The sequence below is a fragment of the Algoriphagus limi genome, from assembly GCF_024919275.1.
Lineage (GTDB): Bacteria > Bacteroidota > Bacteroidia > Cytophagales > Cyclobacteriaceae > Algoriphagus > Algoriphagus limi.
The window spans coordinates 547,377-564,691 of sequence record NZ_JANWGH010000002.1 but is presented as its reverse complement, the minus strand read 5'-3'; the positions used below and the strand labels follow the sequence as shown (position 1 = coordinate 564,691).

Below are 17,315 nucleotides of genomic sequence, written 5' to 3'. Positions count from 1 at the left end.
TAAATGGGTATATTATAGCAATGGACGCTAAGAAACTTTTTGATCAAACCACGCTCGAGTGCAGTCGCTTGATCACTCAGCGATATAGCACAAGCTTTACCCTAGGGATTAAAACCTTGGATAAAAAGTTTCATTTACCGATTTATGCCATCTATGGGTTCGTCCGCTATGCAGATGAGATTGTTGATACTTTTCACGATCAGGATAAAGCAGGTCTTTTGGAACGCTTCAAGGCTGATACCTATGAGGCCATTGAAAAGAAAATCTCTTTAAATCCAGTCTTGCATGCCTTTCAATTGATCGTCAATCAGTATCAGATTGGATTGGATCTCATCGAGGCATTTTTGCATAGCATGGAAATGGACTTGGACTTCAAGACCTACAATGATTCTCGCTACAATGAGTATATCTATGGGTCTGCTGAAGTAGTTGGTTTGATGTGCTTGAAAGTATTTTGTGGAGAGGATACGGCCCAATACGAGCGCTTAAAAGAACCTGCTTGTAAATTGGGAGCAGCTTTTCAAAAAGTCAATTTCCTCCGTGATTTGAAAAGTGATTACGAAGAACGAGGCCGAGTTTATTTCCCGGGAGTGGATTTTCAGCTTTTTAATCGAAGTGTAAAAGAAGAGATTGAAAAAGATATTCAAAAGGACTTTGATGATGCTTTGGTTGGGATCGAAGCCTTGCCCGAGGGAGCTAAATTGGGAGTAAAAGTCGCTTACTTATACTATCAGAAGCTTTTTGACAAAATTAAAGGCTTACCCGCCGAGACAATTACACAGCGACGCATACGAATTCCGAATACCAAAAAGCTATCCTTATTGGTAGGGACCTATTTTGGAACCAAACTGGGCATTAGCTAATGGAGAAGTACCTGTATTTCGGAGTTTTGCTTTTTGCCATATCCTATCCCTTGGCGCAATCCTTCGAGCACCGAATTCGCTATGCTTCCAAATGGGGTCAGATTTTCCCCGGAATGCTCATTACCGCAGCATTCTTTTTGATTTGGGATGTTTGGTTTACGGATATCGGTGTATGGGAATTCAATCCCACCTATATTTCTGGCTTATATCTCTTGAATCTTCCGGTGGAGGAGTGGCTTTTCTTCTTTGTGATTCCCTTTGCCTGCCTCTTTATTTACGAGGTGTTGATTTACTTTTTCCCGAAAGATCCTTTGCGCGATTGGGGTAAGCCTTTTGTGTATATCATGGTTCCTTTCCTGATTGGATTCGCTCTTTTGCATTTGGATAAATGGTACACATCCGTTAATTTTTTGGTCGGAGGTATTGCCTTATTGGTTCATTTTCTGATATTTAACGATAAGTATTTAGGGAAATTTCTCTTTGCTTACTTGGTTCATTTGATTCCGTTTTTTCTGTGTAATGGTATCCTAACGGGTGGAATTACAGATGAGCCGGTAGTGATATACAATAATGCCGAAAACTTAGGCATTCGCATTTGGACTGTTCCCATCGAGGACAGTATTTATTCCATGACATTGCTATTGATGAATGTCAGTTTCTTTGAAGCAATTCGAAGCGCAAAAACATTTCATTCTGTCAAAAGTTTATAGCCTATGAAGAATCTCCATGTAGAAATCGACCAACACTCAGGCTTCTGTTTCGGAGTGGTCTATGCCATCGAAATGGCAGAGGAGATTTTGGATGAACAAGGATATCTCTATTGTTTGGGAGATATTGTTCACAACGATGAGGAAGTAAGTCGGCTAACTCGAAAAGGCCTCAGAATCATTGATCATCAGGAGCTCAAGCAGCTCACGAATGAAAAAGTATTGATTCGTGCCCATGGGGAGCCGCCATCAACTTATGAATTGGCTATACAAAATAACCTTACCCTGATTGACGCTTCCTGTCCTGTCGTATTGAAATTGCAGAATCGAATCAAGAATTCCTTTGATAAGGACGAGACGATTTATATCTACGGAAAGCATGGGCATGCAGAGGTAATTGGGTTGCTTGGGCAGACCAATAATAAAGCAGTGGTCTTTCAGGATATCTCAGAACTGGACATTCCTTCCCTTCCTAAGAATCTGACGCTTTACAGCCAAACTACCAAGAGCACGGATAAATTCTACGAAATCAATGAAGTGCTTCGGGAAAATGGAATTACTGTAAATACCAACGATACCATTTGTAGACAGGTCTCAAACCGGGACAAGGAACTCCGGGAGTTTGCAGACAAATACAATAAAATTGTCTTTGTCAGCGGAACCAAATCATCTAATGGGAAGGTGCTTTACAATGTCTGCAAAGACAAAAACCCGAACACTTACTTCGTTTCCAACCCTGATCAAATCGAGGAATCCTGGTTTGATGCAAATGATTCAGTAGGAATCTGCGGAGCTACTTCCACTCCTATGTGGCTGATGGAGCAAGTTCGGGAGCGAATTCTTACCTTCTAAAAATCTGAATGCCTTTTTCATGGCGGTTACTCAGACAATTTCCAAAAAAGTTGATCCCAAGGGGCTGATTATTGGTTGGTCTATAATTGTGCTATGGACTCTTAGTTTGATTTTTTGGCTGAATTTTGATCTTAATTGGAAGTCTCCTTTGACCTATTTGGGGATACTTGTCCAAATGCATCTCTACACAGGATTGTTTATCACTGCACACGATGCAATGCATGGGGTAGTTTCTAGTAATAAGCGATTAAATCATGTTACTGGCTGGATAGCTGCCATCCTTTTTTCCTTTAATTTCTATTGGAAACTTTTTCCTAAGCATCATGAACATCACCGTCACGTAGCAACAGATCAGGATCCGGATTATCATCCTTCCGGCAATTTCTTTATTTGGTATTTCTCCTTTATCAAGCAGTATGTGACTTTTTTTCAAATCTTATTGATGGCGGTCACATTCAATATTTTAAAGCTTTTTCTTCCTACCGAAAACCTGATTGTTTTCTGGATGCTACCAGCCGTGCTTTCCACGCTTCAGTTATTCTATTTTGGAACCTACCTTCCTCATCGTGGTGAAAGCGATAACATTCATCATTCTCATTCTCAATCAAAAAATCATCTTTGGGCATTTTTAAGCTGTTATTTTTTCGGTTATCACTATGAACATCATGATTCACCAGGCACACCTTGGTGGAGACTTTGGAAGGTAAAAGAGAAACAAACAGCCGATTTTCGATGATTTATGTCAAAATCTTTTAAGTTTTTGAAACCATCCTAAGCCAAATTGATTTTCATAGTATCTAAAAAACCAACTATGAAATCAAAACTACTCTCATTTGTTTTGCTTTTTCTGACTCTGGACTTATTTGGACAGGGTGTCATACGAGGAAGGATATTCAATCCGGTCAATAATGAGCCCATTGCCTTCGCAAATATTTTGATCTTGGATACAGAATTGGGTGCGATTTCGGATGAGGATGGTAACTATGAAATCCAAGGCATTCCTCCCGGACTATATAATGTTCGCGCAAGTTTTGTAGGCTATAAAACCTCCACTAAATACGAAATTCAGATTAGTCAGGCGAAAGCCATTCAATTGGATTTTGAATTGCTAGAGGATGCTTCCGAGTTGAATGAGGTAGTGGTTAGTTCTGAGTTTTCTAGATCAGAAGAAACACCTTTATCTGTCAGGAGATTAAATACCAATGAAATTGAACGCTATCCTGGAGGAAATCGGGATATCTCCAGGGTAATTCAGGCTCTTCCTGGGGTAGCAAGTACCCCAAGTTTTCGGAATGATATTTTGATCCGTGGAGGAGCTCCAAACGAAAACAAATTCTTTATTGATGAGATCGAAGTACCGGTGATCAATCACTTTGCAACGCAAGGTTCTTCCGGCGGTCCAGTTGGGCTTCTCAATGTGAATTTGATCAAAAATGTCGATGTCATAACTGGCGGTTTTCCTGCCAATCGGATGAATTCGCTGAGTTCTTTCTTCGAGATTCAGCTCAAGGAAGGAAGACGGGATGAGATGTTTACTCAGTTGACGGTTGGAGCTTCAGAATTGACCCTCTCTAATGAAGGTCCTATTGGAGAAAATACGACCTACCTACTTTCAGCCCGACGCTCTTATTTGCAGGGATTATTTCGTCTTTTGGGTTTACCCTTTTTGCCGACATTCAATGATTTTCAGGTCAAGACAACTACCAAGTTGAATGACAAAACGGAATTGACATTTTTGGGTGTGGGAGCGATTGACAATTTTGTCCTGAATCAGGATATCCCGGATGATGAAACAGAGGAAGAGCGGGAAAATCGCTTGTACCTTTTGGATGTATTGCCGATACAGGAGCAATGGAATTATGCTACGGGATTAAAGCTAAAGCGCTTCCGGGAAAATGGTTTTTGGACTTTTGTCCTCAGTCGAAATATGCTAAACAATCATTCCTTTAAGTATTCCAATAATGACGAAAGTAGCGAGGATAATCTCTTGTTTGATTACCTGTCTCAAGAATCGGAAAATAAATTCCGGGCTGAAAATTCCATTTTTGGAAGTGGCTATACCTTGAAATATGGAGTGAATTATGAGTATTCCCGCTATTTCATCGACAATTTTGATCGGGCTACTTTGGCTGGAACAGGTCAAGTCATTGATGTGGAGGCAACCTCGAATTTCAATTCCTATGGAGCATTTGTTTCTGGAAGTAGGACTTTGGATGGTGAACGATTATTGCTTTCAGGAGGAATTCGGGTAGATGGTGCTGATTTTGGAGAGACAGCCCAAAATCCTTTGAATCAAATCAGTCCTCGGTTTTCCGTTTCCTATCAATTGAAGCCGAACTTGTTTCTGACTGCCAATACGGGGATTTATTATCAAAGACCTCCCTATACGGTTTTAGGATATCGGGATAATGAAGGCAATCTAGTAAATCAAGAAAATGATGTTCGTTTTATCCGTAATACACAATTTATTGCTGGCTTTGAGTTATTGAAGCCAGAGAAAAACAGGCGATTTACAGTAGAAGGCTTTTATAAGAAATATTCCAATTATCCCTCCTCCATCCGAAATGGAATTTCATTGGCAAATTTAGGAGCTGATTTTGGAGTGATTGGAAATGAACCGGTTGTTTCCAATTCCGAAGGAAGAGCCTATGGACTTGAGTTTTTGGCTCAGCAGCGTCTATTCCAGGATTTTTATGGAATAGCAGCTTTGACCTTGGTGAGAAGTGAATTTACCAACCCAAATACGGATGGGTTCATTCCATCTTCTTGGGACAATAGGGTGATTGTGAGCTTGACAGCAGGAAAGCGATTTTCCAAAAATTGGGAAGTCGGTGCACGGTGGAGATACTTGGGAGGAACGCCTTACACGCCTTATGATTTAGAAGAGTCCTCACTAATCAGTAATTGGGATCTGCGAAATCAGGCTATTTTGGATTTTGATAATATCAATGGGGAGCGCCTGCCAGCATTTCACCAACTGGATTTGCGGATTGACAAGAAGTACTATTTCAAGAATTGGAATTTGAACTGGTACTTAGACATTCAGAATGCTTACAATTTTGAAGCGCTTCAAGCACCATTATTGGTTCCAGTTAGAAATGATGCCGGAGATATTTTGATCAATCCAAATGATCCTTCAAGATATCAATTGAAGGAAATTGAAAATACGGCTGGGACAATCTTGCCGACGATTGGAATAATCGTAGAGTTTTAATTTAAGCCGAAAGAATCCATTTTTTACTTGATTCCAAGTGTATCAAGTAGCTGAATGATTCTTTCGGCTTTTTGATTTTCTGTATTTGAAGAATAAATAAACTCAAGCCAGTCAGACTTTTCCTTTGCTTCTAAATCCAAAAATGCTTCGAATTTCCCGGGGTAGTCTTTAAGACAGGCGATTAATTCTTCAGGAGCTGCATTTGGAGTTTCGGGACTCTCCAAAAGAAGATTGATAGGATCTCCAGCCTCTTTTTTGATCACTTTTCGGATATCTTTAGAGATAGGTAAAAACAAGGAACCATCTCCAAGAGGCATCAAGTGTTTCTTTTCAAATGAATAATCATCAATTTTTCCCGAAACCTGACGCATTCCAAAATAATGGCCTTTCTTTTCAAAAGTCAGAGGAATTCGTGCATAAGTCCATCCTCCTTTGCCTGAGAATTTCTCCAGATAGATTATCCCTTCAAAAATTTTTTTCATAAAAAAAGCAGGGCTTTTGACCCTGCTGTTTACTAATTCATTATTTAATCGTTTGGCCCAAAACGCCAACGAATGTTGAAACCGAACCCATCACCTACGAAGCGGGTGTTTTCCACGATCACAAATACAGGTCGGTAATCAGCACCAATGGTAATCGGAACATCAGCAAAAGCATATTCTATACCGACTTCTCCAGCAGCCCCCAAAGTGAATGGATCTCCCAGGAATAAAGATGGACCAAAACCTGCATACCAGTTGAAATCACTGCTGCCAACAGGCTTGAAAATTGGATTCCAAAGTGCATCAATTCCTACACCTCCGCCACCAAAGCTGACATCGGCGTGAATTCTTGAAAACTCACCTAAGGCAAATACTCCGTCGACGGCTACATTATTTCCAGAGAAATTACCGAATCGAATACCTACCTCTTGAGAATAGGCTTCTACACTAACAAAAAGAGTCAGAAAGAAGAAAATGGATAGTAATTTTAGTTTTTTCATATAAATAATTGATTAGTGGATTTATTCTTTTGATATGTATTTATAAGTAATCCCGGCCAAAATCGCACCAATTATGGGCGCTATCCAAAAAAGCCATAGTTGCTGTAGATAAATTCCTCCTGCAAATAAGGCTTGAGAGGTACTTCTTGCTGGATTCACTGAGGTATTCGTTACGGGAATGCTAATTAAATGAATCAAAACTAAAGCTAATCCAATTGCTAATCCTGCAAAACCTGCAGGTGCTTTGGAATCAGTTGATCCTAATATAACCATTAAAAAGAAAAAGGTCATTACGATTTCAGTAACCAAGGCTGCCATCATTGAATATCCTCCGGGTGATGCTTCTCCAAATCCATTGGAGGCAAATCCTCCTATATCCACTCCTGCCTTTCCGGTTGCAATCAGATAAAGAATTCCAGCTCCTGCAAGTCCGCCTAAAACTTGGGCAATGATATAGGGAACCAAATCTTTGCGATCAAAACGACCTCCTATCCAAAGACCTACAGAAACAGCAGGATTCAAATGGCAACCTGAAATGTGGCCGATGGCATATGCCATAGTCACTACGGTAAGACCAAATGCAAAAGAAACTCCAACGAATCCAATTCCTAATTCAGGAAAACCCGCCGCTAAAACGGCACTTCCACAACCTCCAAGGACTAGCCATAAGGTTCCAATAAATTCTGCGAAAAGCTTTTTCATAAAAAATTGTTTCTTGATTTAAATAAAAATAGAAATTTTTAATTATTGATTTCTCCTTTTTACTTTAAAAAATTTAACTCAACCAATAATTTCCTTTCCTATTCTAATAACTTCTCTTACCAAAAGGTCCATGTCTTCAAATTGGGTACGCTGATTTACGTTGGCAATCCGAAGCGTATACTTTCCATTCAAAATGGTGGAACTTGGAGAAGCGATGCCTTCTTCTTGAAGTCGCACTAATATTTCCCGGTTTAGGTCTCGAATTTGTTCCTCTGAAAAATTTGGAGGTGACATTCGGAAACAGGTGATACTCATAGAGGTAGGAGCCATCAATTCCAAGTTGGGATTTTCTAAAACCAATTGAGTCAAGTACTCTGCCTGCCGATTATTCTGAGCAATCATTTGTGCATACTTTTCCCTTCCATGCTCTTTTAAAGACATCCAAATCTTGAGGGCTTTAAAACCTCTCGAAAGCTCAAATCCATAATGATTGATGGAATCCAATCCGCCAGAAAGTCCTCTACTTTCCTGTAGCAAATAATTAGGCGTATTGGCAAAAGCGTCTCGGTGCTTTTTAGCATCACGGATCAAGGTGCAGCCTACTTCATAGGGGACATATAGCCATTTATGGAGGTCAAATGCCAAGCTATCTGCTTCTTCGATGGCCTTTAATCGATCTGAATATACCAGGTCCAACTTGGCTAATGCTCCATAGGCTCCATCTACGTGGAACCATAAATTATATTCCCTAGATATTTCCAGAATATCATCTAAAGGGTCAATCGCTCCCGTATTGACTGTGCCGGCAGTTCCTACAATGGCAAATGGACTTAATTCCGATCCCAAGTCCTCTTCAATCTGCTTTCGGAGCAAATCAGCACGCATTTCATAAGCATCATTTACTGGGATTTTTCTAACATACTGACTTCCTATACCCAAAATTTCCGCTGCCTTTTGAATACAAGCATGTGTTTCGGTGGAGCAATAAAGGATTAATTGCCTTCCATTTTCCAGCAAACCTTTTTCCCGGATTTTCCCACCACCAAAGGCATTTCGGGCAACCGTGAGCGCCGTGATATTAGCCATGGAACCTCCGCTTACGAGAATACCGGAAGCATCATTCGGAAAACCCATCAATTCCTTACACCAGTTCACTACTTGCCGATCCACATACATGGCAGAGTGCTCTCCGATTGTAGTGTTAGGATTCATACCGGAGGCCAATAAATCAGCAAAGGATCCCATTGGTGTACCTGTTCCTTGAATCCATGCAAAGAAACGTGGATGCACATTCCCTTTGTTATAAGGGAAAATGGTTTCCTTGAATTCTTCGTACACGGAAGTTGGATCCTTCCCTTTCTCAGGAATTGGTACATCCAGACTATTTTTCACTTTCTCTGGGATTGGTCTCCAGATTTTCTCTTCCCGAATTCCTTTCCAATAATCAATCAGATCATCGATCATCTGATTCCCCAACTCTCGCATGGCTTCCCAATCTTGTGGGTCTAGGGTTTGATTTTTTGGCTTGTTCATAGGAAGTTTTGAAGTATTGGAATTGGAAATGAAAGCATTAAGAAATTCTGCTCCAATTCACCGCTGTTTTTTTCTGCTGTTGAATTTGTTTTAAAATTGGTCGATTCTCAGGAAGACTTAAATGAGGATCATTTGCCAATAATTGTTGAGCAGCATCCCGAGCTAAAGTCAAAAGACCTGCATCCTTACTTAGATCTGCGATCAAAAGATCCGTAACTCCACTCTGTTGGGTTCCCATCAAATCTCCAGGTCCTCTAAGACGAAGATCCACATCGGCTATTTCAAATCCATCATTGGTTCGAACCATAGTTTCCAATCGAATTCTGGAATCTTTGGACAACTCGTACTTGCTCATCAGGATGCAATAGCTTTGCTCGGCGCCTCGTCCTACCCTTCCGCGTAATTGATGCAACTGAGACAAACCAAATCGCTCCGCATTTTCAATAATCATGACTGAGGCATTTGGGACATTTACTCCTACTTCGATTACTGTGGTAGCAACCATGATTTTGGTTTCTCCTTTCACGAAGCGCTGCATCTCAAAATCCTTGGCCTCGGCTTTCATGGATCCATGGACTATGCTGAGAGGATATTGAGGAAAAGCCCGGGCAATACTCTCATAGCCATCCATAAGGTTTTTCAAGTTCAGCTTTTCGGACTCTTCAATTAAAGGATAGACAATGTAAACCTGACGGCCTTTTTGGATTTCTTGATTGATAAATCCAAATACTTTCAATCGGTCTTTATCATATCGATGGACAGTTTGAATCGGTTTCCTTCCTGCCGGCAATTCATCTATGACTGAAACATCCAAATCTCCATAAAGCGTCATCGCTAAGGTTCTAGGAATCGGGGTGGCAGTCATGACCAAAACATGAGGAAAAAATTCCTCATTTTTGGCCCATAATTTTGCCCGCTGGGCAACTCCAAATCGATGCTGCTCATCCACGATCGCCAATCCGAGATTTTGGAATTGCACCACATCCTCCAAAAGTGCATGAGTTCCGATGAGAATTTTTAAATCTCCAGATAAAAGCTCCTCATGAATCGTTTTCCTAGCGGACTTTTTCACCGAACCTGTCAATAAGGCAATTTTGATCCCCATCATATCCGCATACTCCTTCAACCCTTCATAGTGTTGGTTGGCTAGAATTTCGGTTGGAGCCATCAGACAAGCCTGAGCTCCGGAGCCAATGGCAATCAACATGCAGATGAAAGCAACCATTGTTTTTCCACTTCCCACATCTCCCTGAATCAGTCGGTTCATCTGCTTTCCGGACTTCATATCATGATAAGATTCCCGAATGACCCGTTTCTGTGCACCAGTCAATTCAAATGGAATATGGTTTTGATAAAATTCAGTTAGTAAGGATGTATTATCCAGAATTTGCCCTCGAAATTTCTCTGTACGGGCAACTTTCATCTTCAGAAGGCGGAGTTGAAGAAAGAAGAACTCCTCGAATTTTAATCGCTTTCTAGCTCGCTGAAGGAGTTCGGGACGGCTTGGAAAGTGAATTTCCCTCAAAGCTTCCTTTTTCCCGATCAATTGGTATTGTTCCAGGATGCTTGTGGGAAGTGTCTCCTGAATATAGGGCAAACTCGCATGGACTAATTGCTCCATGAGTTTGGAAATCCCTCTCGAGTCCAAGAATCGAGCACGTAGTTTTTCTGTGGTGGAATATACCGGTTGGAAACTGTTACGATTTTCGGAAGCTTGGCTTAACGGTTCCATTTCTGGATGGGCGATGCTCCACTTACGACCAAATTGAGCAGGCTTGCCAAAGAAAATAAAGACACTTCCTACCGGTAATTTCTTTTGTACCCATTGAATTCCCTTAAACCAGGTCATTTCCATTTCCCCTGTCTCATCGGCTACCTGGGCGACTAGTCGTTTTTTTCCACCGACACCCACGATTTCCAATTTCATCACCCGTGCAATGACCTGCACATTTTCTAAATCGACATTGAGTTGCTGGATTTTGTAAAACTTACTTCTATCCTCGTAGCGAAATGGGTAATGCTGCAATAAGTCCCCATAAGTAAAAATCTGGAGCTCTTTATTGAGCAGTTCGGCACGCTGCGGGCCTACTCCTTTTAGGAACTCTATTTTGGTGGAAAAAAAACCAGACAAGGGACGGATGTTTTTGTAAAAGGCAATTTACTCTTGGTGGGAAAATTTTACCAAGTTTTCTGGCTAATTGTCACAAGCCCGAACTTTTTCCAAGGATTTTTTCCAGATATTCCTTAACTGCGCTCGCTTTTCTTGCTGATCCCGAAGTAAAATCATCTGGTTCTTTGCACGGTGGAGGTTTTGTTCCGGGTACTGAACGCGGTAATAAATATTCCCCTGAAGATGGTCCGTAAAAAACCGAAGGCCCATCATGCAGGTCATCACTTCTCCACCGATTAATAGGGATTCGAATTCATGTTGAGTGGCTAGGTTTTTTATTCCTTCCAAATAACCTAAGATCAATTCCTCAAAAATTTCCTCCTGAAGTCGAATGCCTTCCCATTGGATGCTAGTTTCCGAAAGACTGCAAGCGATAGTCCGAACCAAATCCCCAAAATCATAAAGCAGCAATCCAGGCATGACGGTATCCAAATCTATCAAAGCCTTTATCTGATGAAGATCCTCCGAAAAGATCAAGTTGTTGATTTTGGTGTCGCTATGAGTTAATCGAATGGGTAGCTTTTCTCTTTCTACTTTGTATTCTTCAATAAGCGGTTTTTGATTAAGGTAAAACCGTAAAATGTCCTCTTCTTCCTTGGTCCAAGTTTTAACGGCACTGGCCGTCTGTTGGAATTTTTCAAATCTGAGATCCAATCGATGAAAGTCTGGAATGGTTTCCATAAACTCTGACATATTCAGCTCCTTGCCTGCTGAAGCAAATTCCCCAAATGCTTTTGCAGCAAGCCAAGCCTCGTTGGGAACCTGAATCTGTTCCAAAGTTTTACCCGAAACAAAAGGAAATATTCTCCATAATTTCCCTTCAAAATTCGTCAATTGCTCTCCTTGAGAATTTTGTATGGGCAATGGCAATTCAAAAGGTAATCTTTCAGCAACCTGTTCTCGAAAAAGAATATCCAGGTTATTTTGAATCCGTTCAGGATAAGGAAAAACTGATTTATTATATGCCTGCAATACAAATTCCCCTTGGTTATTGGAAATTTTCCAGGTCTCATGAATCAACCCATTTCCTAATGGCTCCATGCTTATTTTCTCATCGGAAAATAATTTTGGGTAGAAGGTAAGAAGTTGCTTCAGGTATTTCGGATCCATCTTCAAAAGTAGGGAGAATTGGTAGTTTTTGGATATTTAATTGAAGGCTTGAATTTCTGTAAAGTCTTTTCTCAAAGTCAGCCTTTTGAATTTGTCCTTTTTCGAATGTGGAATTGTCAGAATTGAAAAGTTTTTAAAATTTATTAATAAAGTAAAAAGACATTCAAATAAAAATTTGTTTATTGGTTGGTCGATAAACCCCTAAGACCATGAATGTTACTACTATTGATTGGGTGATCATCGGAGCTTTCTTCGTAATCTCCTTATTAATTGGAATTTTAACCTCCAAAAAAGCCGGGTCCTCAGCTAAAGAATTCTTCCTTTCGGGAAGAAATATGCCTTGGTGGTTACTTGGTGTAAGTATGGTGGCTACCACCTTTTCTGCCGATACTCCCAATTTGGTGACGGATATTGTTCGGAAAAATGGGGTCAGCGGGAATTGGGCCTGGTGGGCTTTCCTTTTGACAGGGATGCTTACTGTATTTGTCTATGCCAAATTGTGGAGGAGATCTGAAGTCACGACGGATTTGGAGTTTTATGAATTGCGGTATTCAGGAAAAGGGGCTGCCTTCCTTCGGGCTTTTCGAGCCATCTATTTAGGGGTATTTTTCAATGTGGTCATTATGGCTACAGTATCCCTCGCTGCTATCAAGATTGGTGGGGTGATGTTGGGTTTAAGTCCTATCCAAACCCTACTTATGGCTTCTATCGTCACGGTAGTCTATAGTTCCCTGGGTGGTTTGAAAGGTGTTTTGCTAACAGATTTCTTTCAGTTCTTTATAGCAATGATCGGAGCCTTTGGGGCGGCTTACTTTATCTTGGATCTTCCTGAAATCGGAAGCTTACAAGGCTTACTCTCCCATGAAAATGTGATTGAAAAACTGGACTTTGTTCCGGATTTTGATGATCCCAATGTCTATATCCCGCTATTTATAATTCCCATAGCTATTCAATGGTGGGCGACTTGGTATCCAGGTGCAGAGCCAGGAGGTGGAGGTTACATTGCCCAGCGAATGCTTTCTGCTAAAGATGAGAATAATGCGGTTGGGGCCACTTTATTCTTCAACATCGCGCATTACGCGCTTCGTCCTTGGCCTTGGATTATCATCGCTCTTGCTTCTCTTGTGGTGTTTCCAACCATTTCTGATATGCAGACTGCTTTCCCAGAGATTCCTGCCGATAAATTGGGGGATGACTTGGCATATTCGGCAATGTTGACTTTCCTTCCTACAGGTTTATTGGGAATTGTTTTGGCTTCCTTGATTGCGGCAGTCATGTCAACGCTTTCTACCCATCTCAACTGGGGATCTTCATACATCGTAAATGACTTCTACCTGCGATTTATTAAACCAGAAGCGTCTGACAAAGAATTGGTGGCAGTAGGTAGAATCTCTACGGTAGCATTGATGGTCTTGTCCGCATTTTTAGCCCTTGCTCTTTCTTCCGCTTTAGATGCATTTAACATATTGCTTCAGATTGGAGCCGGAACAGGTCTTATTTTTATCCTTCGCTGGTTTTGGTGGAGAATCAACGCCTATACAGAGATTTCTGCTATGGCGATATCCTTTGTGGTTGCGATTTTCTTTGAAGTGATCAACCCTAATGTCAATTGGATTATGATTCCTGAAAATCAAGCTTATCTCAAATTGATCTATTCGGTTTCTTTCACGACAGCTGGTTGGCTTTTGGTAACCTTTTTGACTTGGCCTGAAAAGGATGAAGTTCTCCTGAGCTTCTACAGAAAAGTACATCCTGCCTCTTGGGGATGGAAAAAAGTATTGGATAGATATCCGGGTGAAAAGCAGGTTACAGGACAGCTCCCAAGAGAAATCGGCTTGATGCTGGTAGGCTCCATCATGATCTATTCTGCTCTTTTTGCTACAGGTTTCTGGATTTATGGCGAAGCACTTGCCGGAAGTATCGCAACGGTAGTTGCTTTAGCTGGCGGCGTGATCGTATACAGATCCTGGAAGTATATCAGTTAATTTTCAAATTTCAGCGAATTCATCAGGTGGGCCATGTCCACCTTGATGTATTCAATGACAGGAGCTAAGGAGTCATTTTTTAAAGCTGTATTGAAATAAAGAGCTCCGCGAAGGAAATGCTCAGTAGAATCGGTTACGAAAAACTGAAACTGTGTAGGAACTTCTCCTGTGAGCTCTGCCACCACCCCGGTATAGCCTTCAGGTGTCATGAGGACTGATTCCTCAATTCCATAAGCTTTGATTTGGTGCTTAGCCGTCAGCTTAAAGGCATCATTGGATAGAGTGCGAAAATCAAGTTCACTCGAAATGGGTTTATAGGTCAAATGTACTTTGGCTCCAAAATCCTTATAATTCAAATTGATCCAAGCTTTTTCCTTAAGGTTAAAAGAATCCGGTTCCAATTCGCTATAGCGCGAATATTCCAATTGGTAGGGATATCCCTCTTCAAGCGCTTGATAGTTATGATTTGGAAGGTCAATTCGGTTGTAGCCTTTGGGTTTTGGCAAGAAGGTATTTTCACAACTGACTAATAATCCAGCGATTAAAAAGAAAATCAGGGATTTTTTCATAACATAAAATTAGACTTTCGATTTGATTTCATTATGGAATAATGGAACTTTAATATCTAACCAACCCAATCCAAAAAATGAAAAAGCAAGTTAAAACACTTTTTACTAGCCTATTTACTTTGGCATTTTTGTTTGTCTTGGGAAATCTTCATGCTCAAACGACCATGGATGAATTTCTCAGCAAATGGAGAAACGGAAAGCAATTTACCATTGATGTCTTGAACGCTATGCCTGACTCAGGCATGGATTACAAAACGGATCCTGAAGCAATGAGTTTCAAAGAGCAAATCCATCACATTGCATCTTCTGCTGTAGGAATAGCACAGGGATATTTAATGGGAAAAGATCCTGGTTTTAGTATTGATTTGGCTACTGCTAGTAAGGCTGAACTGGCAGACTATGTAGCAAAGGCCTACGATTATACGGAAGAAACAATGAAAGCCGTTCCAGCTGACAAGGCGGGTGAAATCATCGAGGTTTTTGGTATGAGTGCAAGCCGAAGACAGATAATGGCTTTGATCATGGATCATAGCACACACCACCGTGGTGCCGCAATCGCCTATTTAAGGGCGAATGGAGTCACTCCTCCAGCTTTTGTAGCACTATAATGAAAATGGCCGCTAAGATTATTAGCGGCCATTTTTTTATTCTCTGATCCAACCCACTCGGTCTGCAATCGGCTCTCGCTTTCCAGCTGGCCAATTATCAGTTGCAGGTTTGGCTACATAAAAGAATCCCATTAACATATCTTCTCCTTCCAGCCCAAAATCTTCTCTGGCCTCTTCCCAGAAAGTTGGTCCACCTGTACCCCAGTAGCAGGCTAATCCATGCGCGCAAGCTGTCAGGTACATGTTCTGCACCGCCATTGATACAGCAGCAATTTCTTCCATCACCGGAATGCCGGAACCTTCAGTTCGGTTCATCAAGATGGCAATCACGTGAGAAGCTTTCAGCGGATTTTCTTTGAATCGCTGATAGGTTGCTTCAATGAAAGGGGTTCCGTTTTTCTCAGCTCGCTTTTTATATAATTCTGCCTGATAGTCTGCGAATTTTTTCAAACCAGCTCCGGTGTAGACGATGAATCTCCAAGGCTGAGTTAGTTTGTGAGTTGGCGCCCAATTGGCATTTTCGAGCATTTCCTCAATGATGGAATCATCCACGGGATCATTCTCCTTGAATTGAGCGACAAACATGGACCTTCTTCCACGAATGATTTTATTGACTTCTTCGATATTGAAATCTGGTCTTTCCATTTTATTAAACAGCTTTTGAGGTTTCCATTTTGTTGATAATGTCTTCGTAGTCCAATCGATCCCAATTTTCAGTGATTAAAGGGTCGGCCATCACCTGATCCATGATGGCTTCTTGGAGCTTTCCTTGAGCATAAGCCTCCGCATAGCCCATATCTGAAAAAGTGACCATGGAATATAAAGGGATCCACTCTTTTGGATACAATTCATTCAATTTGCTTTCGATCTTCTTTCTAATGACAAATTTTGGATCAGCTACTGAGTCCCGCATTTCGATGAAATTTTCCATTGCTAATCGGCAAATCGCATCGGTATCAGGCTTTCTTTTCTTCTGGAATTTTTCAAAAACCAAATCCCAGGAATTGTGCCCGTATTTATCAATGAGCTGATTGAGGATATAGCAATCTTCAAATCCGCAATTCATTCCCTGCCCATAAAATGGAACCATGGCATGGGAAGCATCACCCAAGAGCAAACTGTGGCCTTGAACCCAAGGATAGCATTCAATATTGATGAGGGCTGAGGTAGGATTCTTGAAAAACTCGGTTTTCAAATCAGGCATCAACTCATATGCATCATAGAAATAAGCCTGGAAGATGGTTTCCAAATCATCCTCATCATTGATTTTTTCGAAGCAAACCTTCGTGCCTTCAAAAGGCAAAAACAAAGTGCAGGTGAAGGATTTATCGGGATTAGGTAATGCGATTAACATAAACTTGCCTCTTGGCCAGATATGCAAGGCATTAGGGTCCATAGCAAACTCACCTTCCGAAGTCGCAGGAATGGTCAGTTCCTTATATCCATGAGAAATATATTCCTGCTTGTAATTGAATCGAACTTGCTTCTGCATGGACATGCGAAGGGAGGAATAAGCTCCATCTGCCCCAATGATAACCGGAGCGATTTTTTTGCTTGTTCCTTCTGGATTTGAAAAAGTGATGCTTTGATCTCTGAAGTCGACCTCTTCGCATTTATGCTCAAAATGAATGGTAGCTCCAAGGCGCTCTGCTTCTTCCATCAGCAATTGGTTGAATTTGCCTCGGGAGATAGAGTAAATGGCCTGTCCTTCTAAGCCATAGGGCATAAAGGACGTTCCGCCGTGCTCATCGTGTATACGACGGCCATGCATAGGGATCGCAAGAGGTTTTACTTTGTCGACCAATCCCACCTGCTCTAGGCTTTTCCATCCTCGATGACTGAGTGCCATATTGATGGAGCGCCCACCTTCGTAGTATTGGGATTTTCGCATATCAGGGCGCTTGTCGTACACATGTACATCAAGTCCCTGTTTTTTTAGAAAGATGCTAATGAGGGACCCGATCAGGCCGGCTCCAAGCACCGTTATTTCTTCTTTTTTCATGGGGATGAGTTGATCCTC

The 17,315-nt window shown here is 41.2% G+C and carries 16 protein-coding genes; 7 read left to right on the top strand and 9 right to left on the bottom strand.

From position 1 onward, the window contains the following. Nucleotides 1-20: 20 nt before the first annotated feature. The 5 genes from NY014_RS10830 to NY014_RS10810 all read left to right on the top strand — a co-directional run bounded on the left by NY014_RS10830 (nucleotide 21) and on the right by NY014_RS10810 (nucleotide 5,636). Nucleotides 21-863: a phytoene/squalene synthase family protein gene (locus tag NY014_RS10830; protein ID WP_259414604.1), complete on the top strand. Its 843-nt coding sequence runs from the start codon at nucleotides 21-23 to the stop codon at nucleotides 861-863. Next, nucleotides 863-1,573 (top strand): lycopene cyclase domain-containing protein, encoded by a 711-nt coding sequence (locus tag NY014_RS10825; protein WP_259414603.1) that lies wholly within the window; start codon nucleotides 863-865, stop codon nucleotides 1,571-1,573. The genes NY014_RS10830 and NY014_RS10825 overlap by 1 nt, the downstream gene beginning before the upstream one ends. Nucleotides 1,574-1,576: 3 nt before the next feature. After that, nucleotides 1,577-2,422 carry a 4-hydroxy-3-methylbut-2-enyl diphosphate reductase gene (locus tag NY014_RS10820; protein ID WP_259414602.1) on the top strand — a complete coding sequence of 282 codons (846 nt, stop codon included), beginning with the start codon at nucleotides 1,577-1,579 and terminating at the stop codon, nucleotides 2,420-2,422. Between the two features lie 19 nt (nucleotides 2,423-2,441). Next, nucleotides 2,442-3,158, top strand: a complete 717-nt coding sequence (locus NY014_RS10815; protein WP_259414601.1) for a fatty acid desaturase — start codon at nucleotides 2,442-2,444, stop codon at nucleotides 3,156-3,158. 75 nt (nucleotides 3,159-3,233) lie between these two features. Beyond that, a complete protein-coding gene (locus tag NY014_RS10810) occupies nucleotides 3,234-5,636 on the top strand; it encodes a TonB-dependent receptor (RefSeq protein WP_259414600.1) in 2,403 nt (800 codons plus the stop codon). A gap of 23 nt (nucleotides 5,637-5,659) precedes the next feature. Here NY014_RS10810 and NY014_RS10805 read toward each other — a convergent pair whose 3' ends face one another. The 6 genes from NY014_RS10805 to NY014_RS10780 form a co-directional block, all read right to left on the bottom strand. Continuing rightward, nucleotides 5,660-6,118: a YdeI/OmpD-associated family protein gene (locus NY014_RS10805; RefSeq protein WP_259414599.1), complete on the bottom strand. Its 459-nt coding sequence runs from the start codon at nucleotides 6,116-6,118 to the stop codon at nucleotides 5,660-5,662. A 44-nt stretch (nucleotides 6,119-6,162) separates the two neighbouring features. Further along, on the bottom strand, nucleotides 6,163-6,618 hold the full coding sequence (locus NY014_RS10800; RefSeq protein WP_259414598.1) for an outer membrane insertion C- signal: 456 nt from the start codon (nucleotides 6,616-6,618) through the stop codon (nucleotides 6,163-6,165). Between the two features lie 21 nt (nucleotides 6,619-6,639). Continuing rightward, complete coding sequence (gene aqpZ, locus NY014_RS10795; protein WP_259414597.1) at nucleotides 6,640-7,320, bottom strand: aquaporin Z; 681 nt, start codon at nucleotides 7,318-7,320, stop codon at nucleotides 6,640-6,642. A gap of 78 nt (nucleotides 7,321-7,398) precedes the next feature. After that, complete coding sequence (locus NY014_RS10790; RefSeq protein WP_259414596.1) at nucleotides 7,399-8,853, bottom strand: pyridoxal phosphate-dependent decarboxylase family protein; 1,455 nt, start codon at nucleotides 8,851-8,853, stop codon at nucleotides 7,399-7,401. A gap of 37 nt (nucleotides 8,854-8,890) precedes the next feature. After that, nucleotides 8,891-10,984 (bottom strand): ATP-dependent DNA helicase RecG, encoded by a 2,094-nt coding sequence (gene recG / locus NY014_RS10785; protein ID WP_259414595.1) that lies wholly within the window; start codon nucleotides 10,982-10,984, stop codon nucleotides 8,891-8,893. Nucleotides 10,985-11,047: 63 nt separating this feature from the next. Then, a complete protein-coding gene (locus NY014_RS10780) occupies nucleotides 11,048-12,064 on the bottom strand; it encodes a phosphotransferase enzyme family protein (RefSeq protein ID WP_259414594.1) in 1,017 nt (338 codons plus the stop codon). Nucleotides 12,065-12,342: 278 nt separating this feature from the next. On the opposite strand from NY014_RS10780, the gene NY014_RS10775 reads away from it, so the two are divergent. Then, nucleotides 12,343-14,118 carry a sodium:solute symporter family protein gene (locus NY014_RS10775; RefSeq protein ID WP_259414593.1) on the top strand — a complete coding sequence of 592 codons (1,776 nt, stop codon included), beginning with the start codon at nucleotides 12,343-12,345 and terminating at the stop codon, nucleotides 14,116-14,118. On the opposite strand, the gene gldD is transcribed toward NY014_RS10775, so the two are convergent. Continuing rightward, the gene (gene gldD, locus NY014_RS10770) at nucleotides 14,115-14,687 is read right to left on the bottom strand and encodes a gliding motility lipoprotein GldD (RefSeq protein WP_259414592.1); all 573 of its coding nucleotides are present in this window, start codon (nucleotides 14,685-14,687) and stop codon (nucleotides 14,115-14,117) included. The two genes, NY014_RS10775 and gldD, sit on opposite strands and share 4 nt — an antisense overlap. A gap of 77 nt (nucleotides 14,688-14,764) precedes the next feature. Between gldD and NY014_RS10765 the strand changes: the two genes are divergently transcribed. Then, nucleotides 14,765-15,295, top strand: coding sequence for a DinB family protein (locus NY014_RS10765; protein ID WP_259414591.1), 531 nt, complete (start codon nucleotides 14,765-14,767; stop codon nucleotides 15,293-15,295). A gap of 36 nt (nucleotides 15,296-15,331) precedes the next feature. Here NY014_RS10765 and NY014_RS10760 read toward each other — a convergent pair whose 3' ends face one another. Together NY014_RS10760 and NY014_RS10755 are read right to left on the bottom strand one after the other, a co-directional pair. Beyond that, complete coding sequence (locus tag NY014_RS10760; protein ID WP_259414590.1) at nucleotides 15,332-15,940, bottom strand: nitroreductase family protein; 609 nt, start codon at nucleotides 15,938-15,940, stop codon at nucleotides 15,332-15,334. 4 nt (nucleotides 15,941-15,944) lie between these two features. Then, nucleotides 15,945-17,297 (bottom strand): FAD-dependent oxidoreductase, encoded by a 1,353-nt coding sequence (locus NY014_RS10755; RefSeq protein WP_259414589.1) that lies wholly within the window; start codon nucleotides 17,295-17,297, stop codon nucleotides 15,945-15,947. Nucleotides 17,298-17,315 lie beyond the last annotated feature (18 nt).